The sequence below is a fragment of the Pseudoalteromonas sp. JB197 genome (genome assembly GCF_002332205.1).
GTDB classification, from domain to species: domain Bacteria; phylum Pseudomonadota; class Gammaproteobacteria; order Enterobacterales; family Alteromonadaceae; genus Pseudoalteromonas; species Pseudoalteromonas nigrifaciens.
The window spans coordinates 1,033,715-1,052,131 of record NZ_NRGZ01000001.1 but is presented as its reverse complement, the minus strand read 5'-3'; the positions used below and the strand labels follow the sequence as shown (position 1 = coordinate 1,052,131).

General features: G+C 40.2%; 15 protein-coding genes. 7 read left to right on the top strand and 8 right to left on the bottom strand.

The annotated features are described in order from the left end of the window. Positions 1-55 precede the first annotated feature (55 nt). Complete coding sequence (locus CIK86_RS05035) at positions 56-1,150, top strand: FAD-dependent oxidoreductase (protein ID WP_086995572.1); 1,095 nt, start codon at positions 56-58, stop codon at positions 1,148-1,150. A gap of 50 nt (positions 1,151-1,200) precedes the next feature. Here CIK86_RS05035 and CIK86_RS05030 read toward each other — a convergent pair whose 3' ends face one another. Further along, a complete protein-coding gene (locus CIK86_RS05030; RefSeq protein ID WP_086995575.1) occupies positions 1,201-2,235 on the bottom strand; it encodes an AI-2E family transporter in 1,035 nt (344 codons plus the stop codon). Between the two features lie 141 nt (positions 2,236-2,376). Further along, on the bottom strand, positions 2,377-3,603 hold the full coding sequence (locus CIK86_RS05025) for an RNA-guided endonuclease TnpB family protein (protein WP_096317073.1): 1,227 nt from the start codon (positions 3,601-3,603) through the stop codon (positions 2,377-2,379). 38 nt (positions 3,604-3,641) lie between these two features. On the opposite strand from CIK86_RS05025, the gene tnpA reads away from it, so the two are divergent. The 3 genes from tnpA (at position 3,642) to CIK86_RS05010 (ending at position 6,386) form a co-directional block, all read left to right on the top strand. Further along, positions 3,642-4,037, top strand: a complete 396-nt coding sequence (gene tnpA, locus CIK86_RS05020; protein ID WP_011327281.1) for an IS200/IS605 family transposase — start codon at positions 3,642-3,644, stop codon at positions 4,035-4,037. Positions 4,038-4,176: 139 nt separating this feature from the next. Continuing rightward, positions 4,177-5,067, top strand: coding sequence for a TIGR01777 family oxidoreductase (locus CIK86_RS05015; protein WP_086994235.1), 891 nt, complete (start codon positions 4,177-4,179; stop codon positions 5,065-5,067). Between the two features lie 140 nt (positions 5,068-5,207). Continuing rightward, a complete protein-coding gene (locus CIK86_RS05010; protein ID WP_086994232.1) occupies positions 5,208-6,386 on the top strand; it encodes a GGDEF domain-containing protein in 1,179 nt (392 codons plus the stop codon). A gap of 75 nt (positions 6,387-6,461) precedes the next feature. Here CIK86_RS05010 and CIK86_RS05005 read toward each other — a convergent pair whose 3' ends face one another. Further along, positions 6,462-7,130 (bottom strand): DUF2987 domain-containing protein, encoded by a 669-nt coding sequence (locus tag CIK86_RS05005; RefSeq protein ID WP_086994229.1) that lies wholly within the window; start codon positions 7,128-7,130, stop codon positions 6,462-6,464. Beyond that, entirely contained in the window at positions 7,123-7,932 is an 810-nt protein-coding gene (locus tag CIK86_RS05000; protein ID WP_086994224.1) for a glucosaminidase domain-containing protein, read from the bottom strand. The genes CIK86_RS05005 and CIK86_RS05000 overlap by 8 nt, the downstream gene beginning before the upstream one ends. A gap of 186 nt (positions 7,933-8,118) precedes the next feature. Here CIK86_RS05000 and CIK86_RS04995 point away from each other — a divergent pair, with 186 nt between their 5' ends. After that, entirely contained in the window at positions 8,119-9,411 is a 1,293-nt protein-coding gene (locus CIK86_RS04995; protein WP_086994220.1) for an anti-phage deoxyguanosine triphosphatase, read from the top strand. An 87-nt stretch (positions 9,412-9,498) separates the two neighbouring features. Here the strand turns inward: CIK86_RS04995 and CIK86_RS04990 are convergent, their stop codons facing one another. Beyond that, entirely contained in the window at positions 9,499-11,655 is a 2,157-nt protein-coding gene (locus CIK86_RS04990) for a prolyl oligopeptidase family serine peptidase (protein ID WP_086994217.1), read from the bottom strand. A 154-nt stretch (positions 11,656-11,809) separates the two neighbouring features. Here CIK86_RS04990 and CIK86_RS04985 point away from each other — a divergent pair, with 154 nt between their 5' ends. Both CIK86_RS04985 and CIK86_RS04980 read left to right on the top strand, forming a co-directional pair. Then, positions 11,810-12,118 (top strand): DUF962 domain-containing protein, encoded by a 309-nt coding sequence (locus tag CIK86_RS04985; protein ID WP_086994214.1) that lies wholly within the window; start codon positions 11,810-11,812, stop codon positions 12,116-12,118. Positions 12,119-12,320: 202 nt separating this feature from the next. After that, positions 12,321-14,903: a TonB-dependent receptor gene (locus tag CIK86_RS04980; RefSeq protein ID WP_086994211.1), complete on the top strand. Its 2,583-nt coding sequence runs from the start codon at positions 12,321-12,323 to the stop codon at positions 14,901-14,903. Between the two features lie 109 nt (positions 14,904-15,012). Here CIK86_RS04980 and CIK86_RS04975 read toward each other — a convergent pair whose 3' ends face one another. From CIK86_RS04975 to CIK86_RS04965, 3 genes are all read right to left on the bottom strand, one after another. Further along, positions 15,013-16,014 carry a branched-chain amino acid aminotransferase gene (locus CIK86_RS04975; protein ID WP_254910712.1) on the bottom strand — a complete coding sequence of 334 codons (1,002 nt, stop codon included), beginning with the start codon at positions 16,012-16,014 and terminating at the stop codon, positions 15,013-15,015. Between the two features lie 224 nt (positions 16,015-16,238). Further along, the gene (locus CIK86_RS04970; RefSeq protein ID WP_086994208.1) at positions 16,239-17,291 is read right to left on the bottom strand and encodes an acyl-CoA desaturase; all 1,053 of its coding nucleotides are present in this window, start codon (positions 17,289-17,291) and stop codon (positions 16,239-16,241) included. Beyond that, positions 17,288-18,331 carry an FAD-binding oxidoreductase gene (locus CIK86_RS04965; RefSeq protein ID WP_086994205.1) on the bottom strand — a complete coding sequence of 348 codons (1,044 nt, stop codon included), beginning with the start codon at positions 18,329-18,331 and terminating at the stop codon, positions 17,288-17,290. The genes CIK86_RS04970 and CIK86_RS04965 overlap by 4 nt, the downstream gene beginning before the upstream one ends. Positions 18,332-18,417 lie beyond the last annotated feature (86 nt).

The window sequence follows — 18,417 nt, the reverse complement described above, 5'->3', positions numbered from 1 at the left end:
CTAATAAATAGTCCAGCGCCTTACAATGCAAACCACAAAGGTATAAAAGCTTACTATGAGCAAATCCACTACAAATGGACCCGTTATTATTATTGGCGGCGGCTTAGCTGGGTTATATAGTGCATACCTGCTACAGCAACGCAATATTCCCTACCTATTATTAGAAGCAAAACCACAGTTAGGCGGGCGAATTGAAGCAGCACATGACACTCACAATAGTGCTATTAGCTTTGATTTTGGCCCTACTTGGATTTTTGATCATCAACCTAAAATTCAACAACTTATCTCGTTATTATGCTTACCTGTATTTGCACAATATACACAAGGCGATGTGTTATATCAGGCAGCGCAAACGCTAAAGCCACAACAAATAGCAGGTGCAGGCGAAATGCACCTACTAAGATTAACAGGCGGCATGTACAGCTTAATTAAAGCCTTGTATGAGCAGCTTAATCCAGCTTCAATCCTAACAGAGCATCACGTCGTTAAATTACATAAACAACAAAATACCTGGCATATAACCGCTAACCACAATGGCAAAGTTAAGCAATTTAGCGCAAAGCAACTAATTGCAGCGCTCCCCCCACGTATGATAACCCAACACTTAACTCCTGATCTTTGGGCTGACCAAACACTTATAAATCGCTTAACTGCAGTGCCTACATGGATGGCAGGCCAAGCTAAATTTATAGCAACTTTTGAACATGCTTTTTGGCGTGATAAAAACTTATCTGGGCAATGCTTTAGCCGTGTTGGGCCATTAGTAGAAGTTCACGATGCAAGCGCCAGTCATAATGGCCACCCCGCCCTATTTGGCTTTATTGGTGTACCTTATTCAACGCGCAGTACAGTAAGCACTGAGCAATTAAAACAAGCGTGTATAAAGCAACTTGCTTATTTTTATGGCGATGAAGTATACACCGCAACGGGGTATTTTATTAAAGACTGGGCAGCTGACCCCTATGTAGCAAATGAAAATGATAAAACAGGGCCTTCACAACACCCAGAGTTTAACTACTCGGGGCTAAGCTCACAGTTAGCTAACTTAAATATTCATTTTGTTGGCAGTGAATTTGCGCAGCAAGAGGCTGGATATTTAGAAGGTGCAATAAACGCAGCAGATACGGCTATTAATGCTTTAAAAGTTTAATAGCCGTAAAGTTATGCTTATAGCAAAGTAATATACTACTTTGCTATAAATTAGTTTTCAGTAAGCTCTTCGCCTGTACCTAGTAATGTTGCCACCCAGCGGCCTTCGTCACTTGCCTCAAGCCCTATTTTAACTATCATAGTTAAAGGTACCGACAGCAACATACCTACAGAGCCTAATAACCAGCCCCAAAATATCAAAGACAAAAACACCACTAAGGTAGAAAGCCCAAGCCCTTTACCTAAAAATTTAGGCTCTACTATATTACCCATCACAGTATTAATAACTAAATATCCAGCTCCCACTAAACCAGCAACTAAAGGGCCTTGCGTTATAAGTGCCAATAATACCGCAGGTACAGCAGCAATAATTGAACCGATATTTGGAATGTAATTAAACATAAAGGCTAATACACCCCACAATACAAAATAATCGACATCTAAAAACCACAGTAAAGAAGCAGCTAATATACCCGTTCCTAAGCTTACTAAGGTTTTAATGGCTAAATAAGAGTTAATTGAGTCTAAAAAGCGATTAATTTGTTTCATTTTTTTATCAGGATCGTTAAGCGCCGAATGTATTTTATGATTAAGTGACGGCCCTTCAAATAGCATAAAAACCACGGTTAAAATAATTAAAAACATATTCGCCATTACTCCACCTAAGCCGGTGAGCATATTGGTGGCGACATCAACCAGTTTACCAGGATCAAACATAGATAATATTTGGTCTTTATTAATTAAAATATTGTACTGCGACGCTATATCAACCAGCCAAACAAACTCTTCTTTTAATTTAACTTTAAACTGCGGAAGTTGCTGCGAAAAATCGTTAACTGACTGCCCTACCAAGCCGCCAAGGCTGACTCCTAGCCCTACAATAATAAGCACCACAAAAATAACAGCAATGCCTTTAGGAATACGATAGCGAGCAAAAAATTTAATTAGCGGGCTGCAAATAATTGCAATAAATGCCGCTAAAATAAAGGGAATAATAATAGCGCTGGCCGACTTGATCCCTGCGAGCACAATAACTAGTGCAGCAAAAATAATTAAGCTTTTATTTACCCCTGTTAAACTTGCCAATATTATGATCCTTATTATTTTTTATTAGGCTTTAGTGTAAGGCAAAAGCTAATAAAATGAAATATTTACTAAGTGATCGTGAACTACCCATCGACGCCACTCCGTGTCGATCAATGGGCTTCTACAGCCTTGACTTAGAGACTAGGCTGCTTCTTTTTTCTCAGTTCCAACAGCAAACTTCGATAGCTCGAAGACTTTCGTTTTAATGGCTGATTTCTGCTGAGATGTGGGGGTAACCCTTGCGACGATCCCAGCCGCAATCAAATCTAATTCACCTGTTTTTGCTATGCTTTTAGCCGCTGACAAGTCTCGGTTTTGGTAAGTTTCACAAGCCGTACATGTGAAATATCTGTCGTTCAATGTCAAAACATGATGTTGGCCGCATTCAGAACAAACCCCAGTGGATTTTTCAAACCTGCCAATCTCGTGATAGAGTTTACCTTCAAGCTCAGTTTTGTATTTTGAAAGCTGAGTAATTAAGCCCATCACATTGTCGGCAACCATGCTGCCATTGAACTTTTGCATCCCTTTTACGTTTAAATCTTCGAACACTAAAATGTCATTTTCATTGGTTATCTGGCGTGAAATTTTGTGTGCAAAGTCGAGCCTTTGCCGTGAGATTTTGCCGTGTAATTTGTTGATGCGTTGTTTGGTTTTTTGCCAGCGATTTGAACCTTTAGTTCGGCGTGCAAGCTGGCGTTGCAATTGATTTAACTTTGTTTTTGACTGCTTTAAAAACGTGGGGTTATCGACCACAAAACCATCTGAGCCAACAACAGTTTGCTTTGAGTTAATGTCAAAACCTGTGATTGTTTTTAAAACTTGTTTAGCTGTTTTGCACTCAACTTCCTGAGTGATGCTGCATCCCCATTTTCCGTGGTGATACTGGATAGTTACAGTCTTGATTTTACTTGCTAGTTTGCGATGCAAGATAATGGGTATCTTGCCTACCTTTGGGATACTGATAGCGCCATTTTCAATGCGGATACAGTGCGAGTTATTGACCGCTCGAAAACTATCGTTGTGACGTTTTTTCTTTTTATATGAGATCTTGTGCTTTGGAAAGCGTTGCAAGCGACCTTTAGTAAAAACATTCTTGAGCGCTAATTCCAGGTCGCGGGCAACTTGTTGAGCTGCCGCAGAATCGAATGCTTTGATCCAGTTAAACTCTTCGAACGTCTTGATATCTTTAAGTAGTGAGGCCATGTCTTTGTAAAACAAAAACGTTTTATCGTGCTCGTATCGACGTATGTTCTCAGACAACAATAAGTTCCAAATGCCACGCGCTGTCGCGCCAAACTCAACGAGTTTAGCTTCTTGCTCTGGCGTAGGATTTAGCCTGTAGTTGTATCTAAGCGTCTTTTTCATATACTGTATAGACTACTGTATGGAAATGAGTTGTCAAGATGGAATATGAAACTAAATCTCACTGTAAATATTTAATAGCGCTACATTTAATACTTGTGGTTAAATATAGAAAACAATTGTTAAAAGGTGATGTAGGTGATTTTGTAAAACAAAAAATCACTGAAATTGCAGAGCGCTCAGAATTTAATATCGAAGAGATCGAGGTGGACAAAGATCATATACACATATTGCTAACGATCTCTCCCAATATCAGTGTTGCGAGTTACGTTAGGAGAATTAAACAATCTACAACGCAAAGTCTATGGTCGAGATTTAAATGGTTTAAAAAGCAATTCTGGGTTAAAAAAACATTTTGGTCTGACGGATATTTTGTTTGCTCTGTTGGAAATGCGGCTGCTGATACAATTCGAAAATACATTCAAGAGCAGGGCTAACTATTCCGATTCATCCCATCGACGCCGCTTCGCGTCGATCAATGGGTTTTCTCGGAAAATTTCGATAAATTTGCAAAACCAAGCACTAGCGAGTATAAATTTTAAACACTTGCTAGCAATTAAAAAATAAGGCTGTGTTATGCATATTTTTATTACTGGAGCTACTGGCTTAATTGGCCAATACCTTTGTCCTTTTTTAACCCATCATCATAGTGTTACTGTGCTAAGCCGTAACCCCACAAAAGCAAACGTACTTTTAGGGCATAAAATAAATGCAGTTACCAACATAGAAGCGGTTGATTTTAATAATGTTGATGTAGTAATTAACCTCGCAGGTGAGCCCATTGTAAATAAACGCTGGAGTGATAAGCAAAAATCGATTATTCGCGATAGCCGCATTGAGCTAACAAAACAAATATCTGCAGCAATCGCTGCATCCAATACCCCACCGCATACGTTTATATCAGGCAGCGCTGTTGGTTTTTATGGTCGCCAAGGCATTACCCCAATTGATGAAGAAAATAATAAACCCCACGATGAGTTTAGCCGCCAGCTTTGTAAAGACTGGGAAAACGCAGCATTAGCAGCTCAATCAACTAGTACCCGCGTGTGTTTACTGCGCACAGGTATAGTATTAGCAAAAAAAGGCGGTGCTTTGAGCAAAATGCTACCGGCGTTTAAGCTCTGTTTAGGCGGCCCTATTGCCAATGGCGAGCAAGGTATGTCGTGGATCCATATTGACGATATGACGCAGTTAATATTATTTATTATAAAACATAAAAATATGACTGGGCCTATTAATGCAACGGCACCAAACCCTGTAAGTAGTAAAGTATTTAGCAAAAGTTTAGGTAAGGCGTTATCTCGTCCTGCTCTAATTCCTATGCCAGCGCTTGTGTTAAAGCTGTTAATGGGCGAAATGGCTGATCTGCTCATTACCGGACAATATGTTTTACCCCAAAAAGCATTAGAGCATAACTACCGATTTCATTTTTCTGATATTGATTCGGCATTAGAGAGTTTAGTATAAGCACAGTCATTCAGCATTTATAAATACTTATTTAGTTATAAATACAATGCTTTACAACGATTTTTAAAATTTTATAACAGTATATAATACACGGACGCAGCGAATTGCTCTGCCACTTTATATTTAAGAGTACTTACAACATGCTGCACTTACCAACTATAACTAGCCTATCTTTTATTTTCAACTTACTGATAGGTATACTGTTTATTTCTTTTTACCTGCACAAAAAAACAACTAGCTTTTTGTTATTTGGTGGTGCTTGTATCTCGTTTGCCACTGCTATTTTACTTGTGAGTTTTAAAGAAGAGCTAAACCTCCCATGGCTAACTCACTACCTTGCAAACCTATTTATTATACTGAGCCCACTATTACTTGTAATCGGCTTAAATAAGTTTAACAACAAAGCTGTAATAAACTTAACGCCTTTGGCTTACCTTTATGGCTTGTGCGCTTTATTACTCGTGTTTGTATACAATCATGTTTTAAGCCAAATATTAACAAGCTTTATTGTTGCCATTTTATTTTTATACGGCGCTTTTATTTTATTAAAAACACACTGCGTTGCTAAATTACAGCAACGATTACTTATAATAGGCTTAGTAACACATAGCTTAGTGATGTTAGGACAAGTTATTTTATTGTTGCTCCCCTTTATAACCTCAAATAATGATGACTTTAAGCCCCAGTTACACATCCTATTAATAGCGCACCTTTTTATTACCACACTCTGTGCTTTAATTTTGCCTTTTATTATTTTTGCAAATTCAGAATCTAAGCTGATTAACTTGGCAAACAATGATTCGTTAACGCAATTATTAAATCGCCGCGGATTTTTCTCTACCTGTAAAAACATTAAAGCCAATACAGCCGATAAAAATCATACCCTTGCTTTAATTATGTTAGATATAGATTTTTTTAAGCGTGTAAACGATAAATATGGCCATGATGTAGGCGACCAAGCATTAAAATGGATAGCGCAACATATCAGCCAATTATTTATGAATATTGGCATAACAGCGCGAATTGGGGGAGAAGAGTTTGCAGTATTGCTTAATGGTTATACGCTTGAGCAAGCAAATACCTTGGCAGAGCAATTAAGCTTTAATATTCGTCAGCAACCATTTTATTGTAATGATCAATCCATTCCTCTGTCTGTTAGTGCCGGTGTTAGTAGTACCACTATTAACCAGCTAAATTTAAAAGAGCTATTATTACACGCCGACAAACACCTATACCTTGCAAAAGAAACAGGCCGCGACAAAGTAGTTAGCCAATACGATCACACCCTCTTCTCGCAAGCCAACACGTCCGCAATATAATACTTAACCAGAGTTAAGGTTACTAAATAAAAAAGCGGCAAAAGCCGCTTTAAATAATTTTTTATAAAATTATATTTATTTAGTTATCCAAGGTGTTACTTTTATAACATCTGCTATATCAGCTAATTCTTTGGTATCGTCTTGCCAATTGTCTGCAACAGCGAAATAGCACACTGATTTTTTACACTCAATGCTTTCATCATCAAAATGCATTGGTTTTTTAAAGGTAACAACTACGCCTTTTTGTTCTGGTAATAAAAACCACATTAATTTGCTAACAAAAAATCCCGATAAATCAGCCAACAGTTCGTCAAGTTCAGTGTGTATAATAAATAACGACTGTTTAGTAAAGCTTAAACCTTCAAGTTCATTCGCTTCTATTTGTAATTTTAACTGACAGTCATGTACCGGATTTTGCGGTTGCACCACAATAACCGCTTTATCTGTATCAAGTTGCTTATCAAAAGGCAGTAATAATTGCGCTTGTTCGGTGTAATTGAGCGGGTATTCGTTATTTTCGGTTAAAATTGTGCCACTTTTAATTGCACAGGCTTCGTTAGTGCCAATATCGCTAATATAAAAATTAACTCGCGCATATTGAAAATCACCTTTATTAACCACTTTTAAGCGATCGTAAAAGCCATCGTACGACATTACAAACTCTCTAGCAGAGGCATTTAATGCGGTAACACTCAGTAGTGTTAACGACAGTGCTGTCATTATATTTAATACACTTTTATTCATCAAAGTAGGCTCTATTTTGGTTAATCATAGTGTTTAGCTCTTCTATATACGCTTCACCACGCTCTGAATACGACATTAAACCCTGAGTTAATAATGTTGCTGCTATGGGTTGTTGTTCTAAGCGTAGGTTTTCGCGAATAGATCGCAGCTCTTTATAAGCATTATGGGTGTTTATATTTTTAAAGTAAGAACTAACCGCAGCACGCACCGACTTAAACGCAGCCACTTCATGTGCAGCACCGGTATCGCGTCTACCAGGGACCATACCGCAGCCTTTTGAATAACACCACTGGCCAAAAAAGTTCAGGCCAATACGTGCAAATCGCGATGTTCCCCACGCAGACTCATTAGCAGCTTGCATTAGGGCTAGTTCTTTAGGGATCACGTCTACACGGCGAAGTGCTTGTTTAAGCGTAAAGCTATCTATTGTTGTGGGTAGGTCGTACGACTTTAATATTTTAACAATATCATTGCTTTGTTTTTCATCTAACGGTAAGTCGTTTTCAAGCATCATTCGAGCAATTTCTAAATTAGCGCGTTGTTGTAAAATCTTTTTATTTTCGGCTTCTACATGCGGTTTAATAAAGTTAAAAAATGCCCGCTTTTTATCTTTTACATCCGCAAACTCAGAAAACTTTGGTAGCGTTACACTGTGCAGCGGTTTTTCTTTTTTCTTTTGCTTTGTAGGTTGCTCTGAACTTGTTTGTTCATCTGAACCACTCTCGTCACTTTGTAAAAAAGGAAACGCCAGTGCCCAAATAAAAAGTGCGGCTAATAAAAACTTTATAATGTTTTTTAACATGTACTCTCTCAATAAAACTTTAAATTATGTATGGGTAATGCACATACATACGAAGCGTTATTATACCTAAGCCACTTTATAAAGGCGAACTTTCACTAACTGCGCAAATACCGTACAACGTGTGCACTCGCAATTTATAGTTCATGGGTATATTCTAACGTTATTAACTAATTACGAGTCAGTAGTATGGACAAACAGTGGCAAAGCCGAATTATAGAACAATATAAACATCGCCCTAATGATAATCGCTCACCGTGGCAGGTTGATCGCTCACGAATTATTCATGCTGCTGCGTTTAGGCGTCTGCAAGCTAAAACTCAAATTATGGGTATTGGCTTAAACGACTTTTACCGAACTCGCCTTACTCACTCATTAGAAGTGTCGCAAATTGGCACCGGCATACTGCGCCATTTAAAAGTACAACACAGCGACTTTAGCCATTTTCCGTCAACCGGATTACTAGAAACCCTATGCTTAGCCCACGACATTGGCCACCCGCCGTTTGGTCATGGCGGCGAAATTGCACTTAATTATATGATGCGCGATCACGGTGGTTTTGAAGGCAACGCGCAAACGCTGCGTATTGTTGCCAAGCTTGAACCATACAGCGACGGCCATGGTATGAACCTTACCCGCCGCACCTTATTGGGCTTTATAAAATACCCTGCATTTATAAATAAGCTTTGGCACACTATCCCTAAAGTAAACCCTGAGCGTGCATTTATTAAAGCAGACGATTGGCGACCAGCTAAAGGCTTATATAACGACGATGCGGCTATATTCAATTGGATAGTAGAGCCCTTGAGTCAAAACGATAAAAGCTTGTTAAGTAACCACACGGCAATAGATAAGTACCGCGCTAAAACCAGCTATAAGTCGCTCGATAGCGCCATAATGGAGCACGCCGACGATATAGCCTATGCGGTACACGACCTAGAAGATGCCATAGCCACCAAAGTACTTACTCTTGATGATTGGCAAACCCATGCTTTACCACAACTGCAGGCGCTTAAATATAGCTGGTTAAACGATATGCTTGAATCACTCACTTTACGACTGTTTTCAAAGCATGATTTTGAGCGCAAAGATGCCATAGGCGAGCTGGTTAATACCTTTATCATTCATATTCATTTAGATGTGCAAAACGAAGCGTTCGAATGCCCTATTTTAAAATACACAGCCAAGCTAGAAACTCAGTACGAGAGTGTACTGCAAATACTTAAACACTTTGTGTTTCAGCGCTTAATTCGCAACCCTAAAATGCAACAAATTGAGTTTAAAGGGCAAAACCTACTGATTGAATTATTTACCGCTTTTGCCAGCGATCCGCTGCGGTTATTACCCGAAACCACGCAAGCCCAGTACATAGAGGCGCAAAAACAAAACCAAGGTATGCGTATTATTTGCGATTACCTCAGTGGTATGAGTGATGAATACGCCTATAAAACCTATCAACGGCTGTTTTCACCCGTTCAATAATGAGTGGCTTATAAACGATTAATAAAAAACCGAGTAAGTTAATTTACTCGGTTTTTTTGTGGTTACTTCACTTTTAAAAGGTCGTAATTAAAGTGACTTAACTCCCATGTTATAAAGCGTAAAGCCATACATATCCGCGTACAAATCAATAATTTTACTCGTTGGTGTGCCTGCACCATGTCCGGCGTTTGTTTCAATACGAATAAGCGTAGGGTTTGCACCGGCTTGTTTAGCTTGTAACTGCGCAGCAAATTTAAATGAGTGCGAAGGCACTACTCTATCGTCATGATCCCCTGTTGTTATCATAGTTGCAGGGTATTCTATGCCCGCTTTTACATTATGCAGCGGTGAATAGTTTTTTATATAAGTAAACATTTCTTTGCTTTGCTCACTGGTTCCATAATCGTACGCCCAGCCTGCGCCTGCAGTAAATGTATGGTAACGCAGCATATCGAGTACGCCTACAGCCGGCAGCGCTACTTGAAACAAGTCAGGTCGCTGGGTCATAACTGCGCCTACCAATAAGCCACCATTTGAGCCACCACGCAGAGCTAAACGCTGTTTAGATGTGTACTTTTTGCTTTGTAAATACTCAGCTGCGGCAATAAAATCATCAAATACATTTTGTTTTTGTAATTTAGTGCCTGCATTGTGCCACTCTTTCCCATACTCACCACCACCGCGAATATTGGCCACCGCATACACGCCGCCTTGTTCAAGCCACGCGGCAGTCGTTGGGCTAAAGCTTGGCGTTAAGCTAATATTAAACCCGCCATAACCGTATAAAATAGTTGGGTTTGAACCATCTAACTTTATACCGTTTTTGTAGGTAATTATCATAGGTACTTTAGTGCCGTCTTTTGAGTTATAAAACACTTGCTCAGAGGTGTAATCGTCACTATTAAAATCAACCCCAGATTTACGATAAACACCCGACTCTCCCGTAGTTACATCAAACGTATAAGTCGTTCCTGGGGTTTTATAATTGGTAAAAGAGTAATACAGCGTTGTTTGCTCTTTTTTGCCACTGAAGCCACCCGCAGTGCCCACACCCGGTAAGGTAATATCGCGAATTAGCTCACCCTTTTTGTTGTACTGTTTCACTTTTGAAATAGCATCAACCATGTAATTTGCAAAAAAGGTATCTCCGCCTTTAGTAAGCTTTAATACATTTTCGGTTTCGGGAATAAAGTCCTGCCAGTTTTGCGGGCCAGGATCAGCTGCATCTACCGTTACTACTTTTTGATTTGGGGCATTTAAGTTAGTCACTAAAAACAGCTTACTGCCTTCGTTATCAATAACCGATGTATCTGAGTCGGTGTTTCCTACAATAGTCACAAACTCGCTATTTTTTTGAGTTAAGTCTTTAATAAATAGCTTATTACCCGAAGTAGAAGTACTAGCCGAAATAAGTAAATAACGGCCATCATGCGTTACATCTGCTCCTACATAACGATGTTTTTGCTCATCGGTTGCGCCAAATACCAACTTATCGGTTGCTTGATCAGATCCTAAGGTGTGATAGTACACTTTATGTTGATCGGTTTTAGCCGACAACTCACTGCCTTCAGGTTTATCGTAGCTAGAATAATAAAAACCCTCGTTGCCTAACCAGTCTATGCCACTAAATTTCACATCAACTAAAGCCTGTTCCACTTGCTCTTTAGTTTGCGTGTCTATAATAATAATTTTGCGCCAATCACTGCCACCTTGAGATATTTGATACGCGAGTAATGAGCCATCTTTTGAAAACGACAGCCCCGACATAGACGTAGTGCCATCGTCGCTAAACGTGTTTGGATCTAAAAACACCTCAACGTCACCACCCTCTTTACTGCGGTATAAAACATACTGGTTTTGCAGGCCATCGTTTTTATAAAAGTAGGTGTAATCGCCCTCGGTAAAGGGAGCGCCTATTTTTTCGTAGTTCATTAACTTTTCAAGACGCTGCTTTAACTTATCGCGATAAGGAATTTGCTCTAAATACGAAAAGGTTACCTTGTTTTGTGCTTTAACCCAATTGGCAGTCTCTGCGCTCATATCATCTTCTAACCAGCGATATGGGTCGGCCAGTGTTTCGCCAAAGTAGTTATCTACTACATTACCCTTTTTAGTTACAGGGTAGTTTACTGAATTTGCTTGGCTCATGGGTGCTTTAGCTTCTTTATTAGTTGCGGTATTAGTTGGCTCTGAACAGCCGCTAAGTGCTACAAGAACAGCACATGCTAGGGTTTTTTTAAACATTTATCGTTCCATTATTATTGGTTTTTAATAGTAGGCCTAAGTTATTAACTTTAAGCAAGTTTGTCTAGCTAGATACGTTCAATACCACTTGTCGCTGTAAACAAGTGTAAATTTAGGCTTTAATAAGATTACGCAGCATAAATAAGAGCAATACATGCCCAGCCATAAATTTAATAGCTTTAAAGCATTTTACCCCTACTACTTAACAGAGCACCGCAACATTACGTGCCGACGCTTGCACTTTATTGGCAGCACTTTAGTGCTTTTTGTTATTGGCGTAGCGGTGCTTAAATCGCAATACCGTTTATTGTGGTTGTTACCAGTAATTGGCTATGGTTTTGCCTGGGTTGGGCATTTCTTTTTTGAAAAAAACAGACCCGCTACCTTCAAGCACCCTTTTTACAGTTTGTGGGGCGACTGGGTTATGTTTAAAGATATGCTCATTGGAAAAATAAAGTGGTGAACTATAGCTAACTTAAACTCTAGATAATAAATTCCTATTATTAATCCCTCACTTTCAAGTAAACATTATGTTTATTGAATGTTATTCAATTGACTGCCTTTGCTGCTTGGGTATATGTTAAAAGCTGTAATTTTAATTAACTCAATTGTTACTGCAAATTTAACTGAACTAATTTACTGCGTTTTTGAATGAGGGAATCAACATGAATAATAAATTATTATTAAAACTGCAAAAATCAACGCCACTGACTGTGTGCGCGCTAAGCGTATCGGCGGCATTACTGGGCTCTATGTACGCATCTGCTGCTGAGCAAGACACCCAAGCCGAGGCAAATATTGAACAAATTAGTGTTATTGGCTCGCGCCGACTAGGCCGAACTGTAGAGGACAGCCCAGTTCCAATTGATATTATTGGTGCCGATTCGCTTAAAAACTCAGGTCAAACCGAAACCAACGCCCTGCTTAGTAGCTTACTGCCTAGCTTTAACTTTCCGCAAGCATCACTTACCGATGGTAGTGACCATGTGCGCCCAGCTCAACTGCGTGGTTTAGCACCCGATCATACCTTAGTCCTTGTTAATGGTAAGCGCCGCCATAGTAATGCACTACTTAATTTAAATGGCTCAACGGGTCGAGGCTCATCATCGGTTGATTTAAATGCTATTCCGGCCAATGCTATTGCCCGAATTGAGGTACTGCGTGATGGCGCTGCTGCGCAGTATGGATCCGACGCAATAGCCGGGGTTATTAATATTGTACTTAAAAGTGCCAGTAGTGGCGGTTCTGTATCGGCTATATATGGCGCAAACATGACCGAAATGGATGGCGTGCCTGAACTTAAATCGGTATCAGAAGATGCCAATGGTAATTTAGCCTTTAACGAAGGGAGCGACCGTTCATTAACCGATGGTCAAACGTTAACACTGCAAGGCAATATGGGATTTGAGCTAGGCGATAACGGTTTTTTAAATATATCTACCGAATATCGCGATCGTCATTCAACCAATCGCTCTGACTACGACCAACGTGAAAACTACGCTCGTTTAGATGATGGCTCCGTAAATGGCGCACTCGATCCACGCGAGTTAACCTGGGATCGCTACAATCATAATTTTGGTAATGGTAATGTAGAAGACTTTTCTGTTTTTTATAACTCAGGATATGAGCTAACAAATAACGCTGAACTGTATTCTTTTGGCTCTTATAGTAAACGCGAAGGCGAAGGTGGAGGTTTTTACCGCCTCGCACAAGATGATCGTAACGTCACCGATATTTACCCCGACGGCTTTTTACCGGTTATCACCTCTGATATAAATGACTTTTCTCTCGCATTGGGTGTTAAAGGCTTTGTGAGTGAGTGGAATTACGATGTATCTGCCGTATACGGGCTAGATGACTTTGAATTTGGTGTAATAGATAGCGTAAATACCTCGTATGGGCCAAGCAGCCAAACACGTTTTGATGCCGGTACACTTACCTACGACCAACTTACGCTTAATGTTGATTTTAGCCGCGAGGTTGATGTCGACTTTTTAGCCAGCGGCTTAAACATTGCTGTAGGTGCTGAGTACCGCCGCGAAGGCTACGAAATTCAAGCAGGCGAAGAAGCCTCTTATGCCCAAGGCACATTTGGCCCTGGTGGTGCAGTAACCGATCCAGTGAACGGCCCATTTGGTTCAGCAGGCTCGCAAGTGTTCCCTGGCTTTACCCCTGAATCGGCAAGCGATAACAGCCGCCATAATGTAAGCTTATACGTAGATTTAGAAGCCTACATTACCGACAACTGGAACTTAACCGTTGCAGCGCGTTACGAAGATTACTCTGACTTTGGTGATACCTTAAACGGTAAAATTGCCACACGTTATACACTAACCGAAGATTTAGCGCTGCGCGCCTCAGTATCAACCGGTTTTAGAGCGCCTTCGCTACAGCAACAACATTTTACTTCAGTTGCTACTGTATTTGTTGATGGTGAACCCACACAAACCGGTACTTTTGCACCCAGCAGTAACGTTGCAAAAGCACTCGGATCACCTGGCCTAGATGCCGAAGAAGCCACCAACTATGGAATAGGCTTTACTTGGTCAACCGACTTTAATTTCAGCTTATCGGTAGATTACTATCAAATACTTATTGATGACCGTATTGTACTGTCGAATAACTTATCTGGCGCTGCTATTGCCGATTTACTCGAAGGTACAGGGGCTAATCAAGGACGATTTTTCTTAAACGCTATTGATAGTAAAACTCGCGGTGTTGATGTGGTTGCATCATATAACCTAATTACAGATAACTACGGCGATGTAGCATTTAATTTAGGCTTTAACTATGGCAAAAACCAAGTAACAGACATTATTGCCCCACCTGCAGAGCTGCAAGGCGCTGGGTTTGATCAAGACAACTTATTTTCTGGTAACGAACTACGTCGCTTTGAAGTAAGTACCCCGCGTAATAAATATAACTTAAGCGCGGTTTGGACTATGGATGATTGGCGTGCCACCCTACGAAACACTCGCTACGGCGAAACCCAAGATCCATCGGATATTGCACAGCGTAACGAGGTTTTAAAACCTAAATGGATCACCGATTTAGATGTAGCCTACGCAGTAACTGACAATGTATCGGTAAGCTTAGGTGCTAATAATATTTTTGATGTATACCCAGATCCAACCCGCGACCTAGTTGATGACGTAACTATATTCTCACGCTTATTTTCGTACTCAAGCTTTTCGCCATTTGGTTTTAATGGCCGCTACGTTTACGGCAAAATAGAAATGAGATTTTAATCCGCTAAGGTGTAAAGCTATTTAACCTAAGCGCTAATTAAATAGCAAAAATACAAAAGCCACCTAATTAAAGTTTATTAGGTGGCTTTTTAGTGGGTTAAATTAAAAACTAAATTTTAGTTAACCAACCGTGTGTATCTGCAGTTTTACCCCATTGAATATCGTTCAATGCTTGGCGCAGGCGCGCAGTAGTTGGGCCAGCTTCGCCGTTACCAACTTGGTATTCTTTATCATTATGAATAAAGGTGCCCACTGGTGTTAATACTGCCGCAGTACCCGAAAGTGCTGCTTCAGTGCCCGGTTTAGCTGCGCGCTCTAAAAGTTCAGTAACGCTAAAGTTGCGCTCGCTTACCGTCATACCTAAGTCTTTAGCTATGGTTAAAATACTATTACGCGTAACACCGTGTAAAAACGTGCTATCGAGCGCTTTAGTAATAATTTCGTTGCCATCAATTAAAATAAAGTTAGCTGCACCGGTTTCTTGTACGTCGCCGCCTGGACAAAATAAAATTTGATCAGCCTGATGCTTAGTACGTGCTGCTGAAATTGGTCCTAGTGCACTGGCGTAGTTGCCACCACTTTTTATCATGCCCATGTGCGGCGCACAGCGCATACCATCTTCTTCAAGTAATACGCGCAGTGCCGTTGCACCGCCACTAAAGTAATCACCTACTGGCGATAACAAGGTATATAGCAATGAGCTCATTGAAGGCGCAGCGGCTTTACCAATTGCGGCCTCAGTACCAATATGCGTTGGGCGAATATACATAGAGCCCGGTGGTAAAGGCGTTTCATCTGCATATTGGCGCACAATATCAATAATCATGGTTTTTAGCATCTCGCCATCAACACTTGGTAAACTAAGCAATTCAGAACTCTGCTGCATGCGCGCAATGTTTGCATCCATTCTAAAAATATAGACTGAGCCATCTTCATGGCGAAAGGCTTTTAAGCCTTCAAAACATGTGCTTGAATAATGTAAAACGTGAGCGCCAGGATGCAGTTCAAGCTTATCAGAAGGGACAATTGAGCTTTCGCTCCATTTATTATCAGAAAAACGAGCTTGAATCATCTGCGGCATAAACACAGTACCAAATGCGGCCATTTTAATCTCTCTTGTGTGGTCTATTTTTCTCCATTGTATGACAACCAACTACTACTTAACCATAGCAAAACAGCCTGTTTTTAAATTAATTAGAAGAGTTTTTTGCATGTAGTGGTGGTTATTTAATCAAAAAAGCCTTTTACAACACTTTAATGCAATAATCAGCTAACGCCTTTACGCTAACCGATTATTTAATGCAGGCATTACCGTTACAGCTACTTTATTAATCATTATTTAAAAGAATACCGAAATATACGCTTTAACACCGAGGCATATTGACTAAAAAACCCTCCCGTATTGTAGGCAATGCCTTGTTTTTGCAATACTGCTTGTACTTGCGGTGCCACTTCTTGATAACGCGACGAAGGCATATCTGGAAACAAGTGATGCTCAATTTGAAAACTCAAATGCCCGGTTAATACATGAAACCAACGCGGCCCTTTAATATTTGACGAGCCCAATACTTGGCGGTAATACCACTGCCCTTGGCTTTCGTTTACACAGTCTTGTTCTTTAAAGGTTTCGGTTTGCTCAGTAAAGTGACCACAAAATATAATGGTCGACGTCCATAAGTTACGAATTAAATTTGCTACTAAGTTACCCGCTAATACCCACAAAAATAATGGCCCAGCAAGTAACGGAAATACCACATAATCTTTAATTAATTGGCGCGCGCCTTTACTAAAAAAGCGCTGCTTTAAGGTACTATGCAACACGGCTCCATCGCGGTGTGGCTTCTTTTTACCTATAAACACGCGCTCGCCTGCCAGTTCGTGATACGACACTCCCCATTGAAACAGCACACTTAAATTTAAATAGGTTATAAATTGCCACGTGTTTTTTAAACGCCATTTAAAATCGTCACTTAACCTTAATAAGCCATAACCAAAATCGCGGTCTTTACCAATAATATTGGTATAAGTATGGTGTTCAAAATTATGCACTCGGTGCCAACTTTGCCCATCGCAGGCTATGTCCCATTCATATTGCTGTGAATTAAGTTGCTTATCGTTCATCCAATCGTACTGGCCATGCATTACATTGTGGCCAATTTCCATATTATCTAAAATTTTAGCAAGGGCGAGTAACAGCACACCCACAACCCACAGTAATGGCACAATAAAACCAAGCATAAGTAAAATACGCCCGCTCCATTCGCATACTCGCTGTTTACGTACAACAGCGCGAATATAATCAGCATCTTGCTGTCCTACTTTGCCAAGGGTATCCATTTTTATGGCATTTAATTCTTTTTCTAATTGCTCAAAGTTAATGGTTTTCATAATTGTAGCTCCAAATCACTTACCGCTTGGCTTACGCAAAGTTGAATTAACTGCTCGCCGCTATCACTTAATTCACCGGTTTTTAAATTGCGTACCACGCCCGACTTTTTAATACATTGGCACTGATGGCAAATACCAATGCCGCAACCACGTTTAACGGGTAGCTTTTTTTCTTCAAACTGAGTTAGCAAAACATCGTTGCCCAATACCACATGCGCGCCACTGTTAATTTTTACATTAAATTGGCTGTCGTCTTTTAAGCGCGGCAACGCTAAACCAAATGCCTCTTGGTAGTAATTTAAATCATGCTTTTTAGCAAAGTCACTCACCGTTTGCATAAAGGCTGCAGGGCCACAGCAATAAATATCGGGGTTTTCCCATGGTTTAATATTGCTGGTTATGTCGCTTGATTGCTCGCGCGTTAATAATAAAAACGAAAAATGCTCAAACCGTGCAGCCAGTTCACCCAACTCATCAACACATTGATGCTCAGTTACTTTTGCGTAATACACTAACAACACCTTTTGCGTTGTTTGGCTTAGGTAATCATCAAGCATAGCCAGCATGGGAGTAATGCCCGACCCACCAGCAATAAAAGTGGCCGGTGTATGTGTGCTTTTAAATACAAAGTCGCCGTTTGGCGCAGAAATACTGCACCACAAACCCGCTTTTAAGGTGTTATTTAGTAAGCCTGTAAAGCGCCCTTGTGGATTCGTTTTGATTAGTAAACGCACTAAGCCTGTGTTTTTAAATTGCTGAGCGCTTGAAGCCACAGTAAAAACACGCGTTAATAATCGCCCGTTAATTTCAAGGGTTAAACTTATATGCTGCCCAGCAGTATGCTTAGGCCATTGTTTACTTGGCTTAAGTTGCACACTTAAAAAACTCCCATTAAGGCTAACTGCGTCAACTACTTGCGCTCTATATTGCCCAGCGCGCCATGCGGGTTTAAACACCTGCATAATTGGCTCTATATAACTGGCAAAACTTTGATGGTGTAAAAACCATTTTGAAAATTGATCTAATATTTGCGTGATCATAAGCACTTAATTCTCTATTGCGATTCAAAACACTTTAGGCTTACACGTGTGCGCCCAAACTTTCAGCGCACAAGTGTACGCTCAAT

What these genes read in the sequence shown, in the direction of transcription:
- CIK86_RS05035 (WP_086995572.1), top strand. Translation starts at nt 56, where the DNA reads ATGAGCAAATCCACTACAAATGGACCCGTTATTATTATTGGCGGCGGC.
- CIK86_RS05025 (WP_096317073.1), bottom strand. Translation starts at nt 3,603, where the DNA reads ATGAAAAAGACGCTTAGATACAACTACAGGCTAAATCCTACGCCAGAG.
- tnpA (WP_011327281.1), top strand. Translation starts at nt 3,642, where the DNA reads ATGGAATATGAAACTAAATCTCACTGTAAATATTTAATAGCGCTACAT.
- CIK86_RS05015 (WP_086994235.1), top strand. Translation starts at nt 4,177, where the DNA reads ATGCATATTTTTATTACTGGAGCTACTGGCTTAATTGGCCAATACCTT.
- CIK86_RS05010 (WP_086994232.1), top strand. Translation starts at nt 5,208, where the DNA reads ATGCTGCACTTACCAACTATAACTAGCCTATCTTTTATTTTCAACTTA.
- CIK86_RS05005 (WP_086994229.1), bottom strand. Translation starts at nt 7,130, where the DNA reads ATGAATAAAAGTGTATTAAATATAATGACAGCACTGTCGTTAACACTA.
- CIK86_RS05000 (WP_086994224.1), bottom strand. Translation starts at nt 7,932, where the DNA reads ATGTTAAAAAACATTATAAAGTTTTTATTAGCCGCACTTTTTATTTGG.
- CIK86_RS04995 (WP_086994220.1), top strand. Translation starts at nt 8,119, where the DNA reads ATGGACAAACAGTGGCAAAGCCGAATTATAGAACAATATAAACATCGC.
- CIK86_RS04990 (WP_086994217.1), bottom strand. Translation starts at nt 11,655, where the DNA reads ATGTTTAAAAAAACCCTAGCATGTGCTGTTCTTGTAGCACTTAGCGGC.
- CIK86_RS04985 (WP_086994214.1), top strand. Translation starts at nt 11,810, where the DNA reads ATGCCCAGCCATAAATTTAATAGCTTTAAAGCATTTTACCCCTACTAC.
- CIK86_RS04980 (WP_086994211.1), top strand. Translation starts at nt 12,321, where the DNA reads ATGAATAATAAATTATTATTAAAACTGCAAAAATCAACGCCACTGACT.
- CIK86_RS04970 (WP_086994208.1), bottom strand. Translation starts at nt 17,291, where the DNA reads ATGAAAACCATTAACTTTGAGCAATTAGAAAAAGAATTAAATGCCATA.
- CIK86_RS04965 (WP_086994205.1), bottom strand. Translation starts at nt 18,331, where the DNA reads ATGATCACGCAAATATTAGATCAATTTTCAAAATGGTTTTTACACCAT.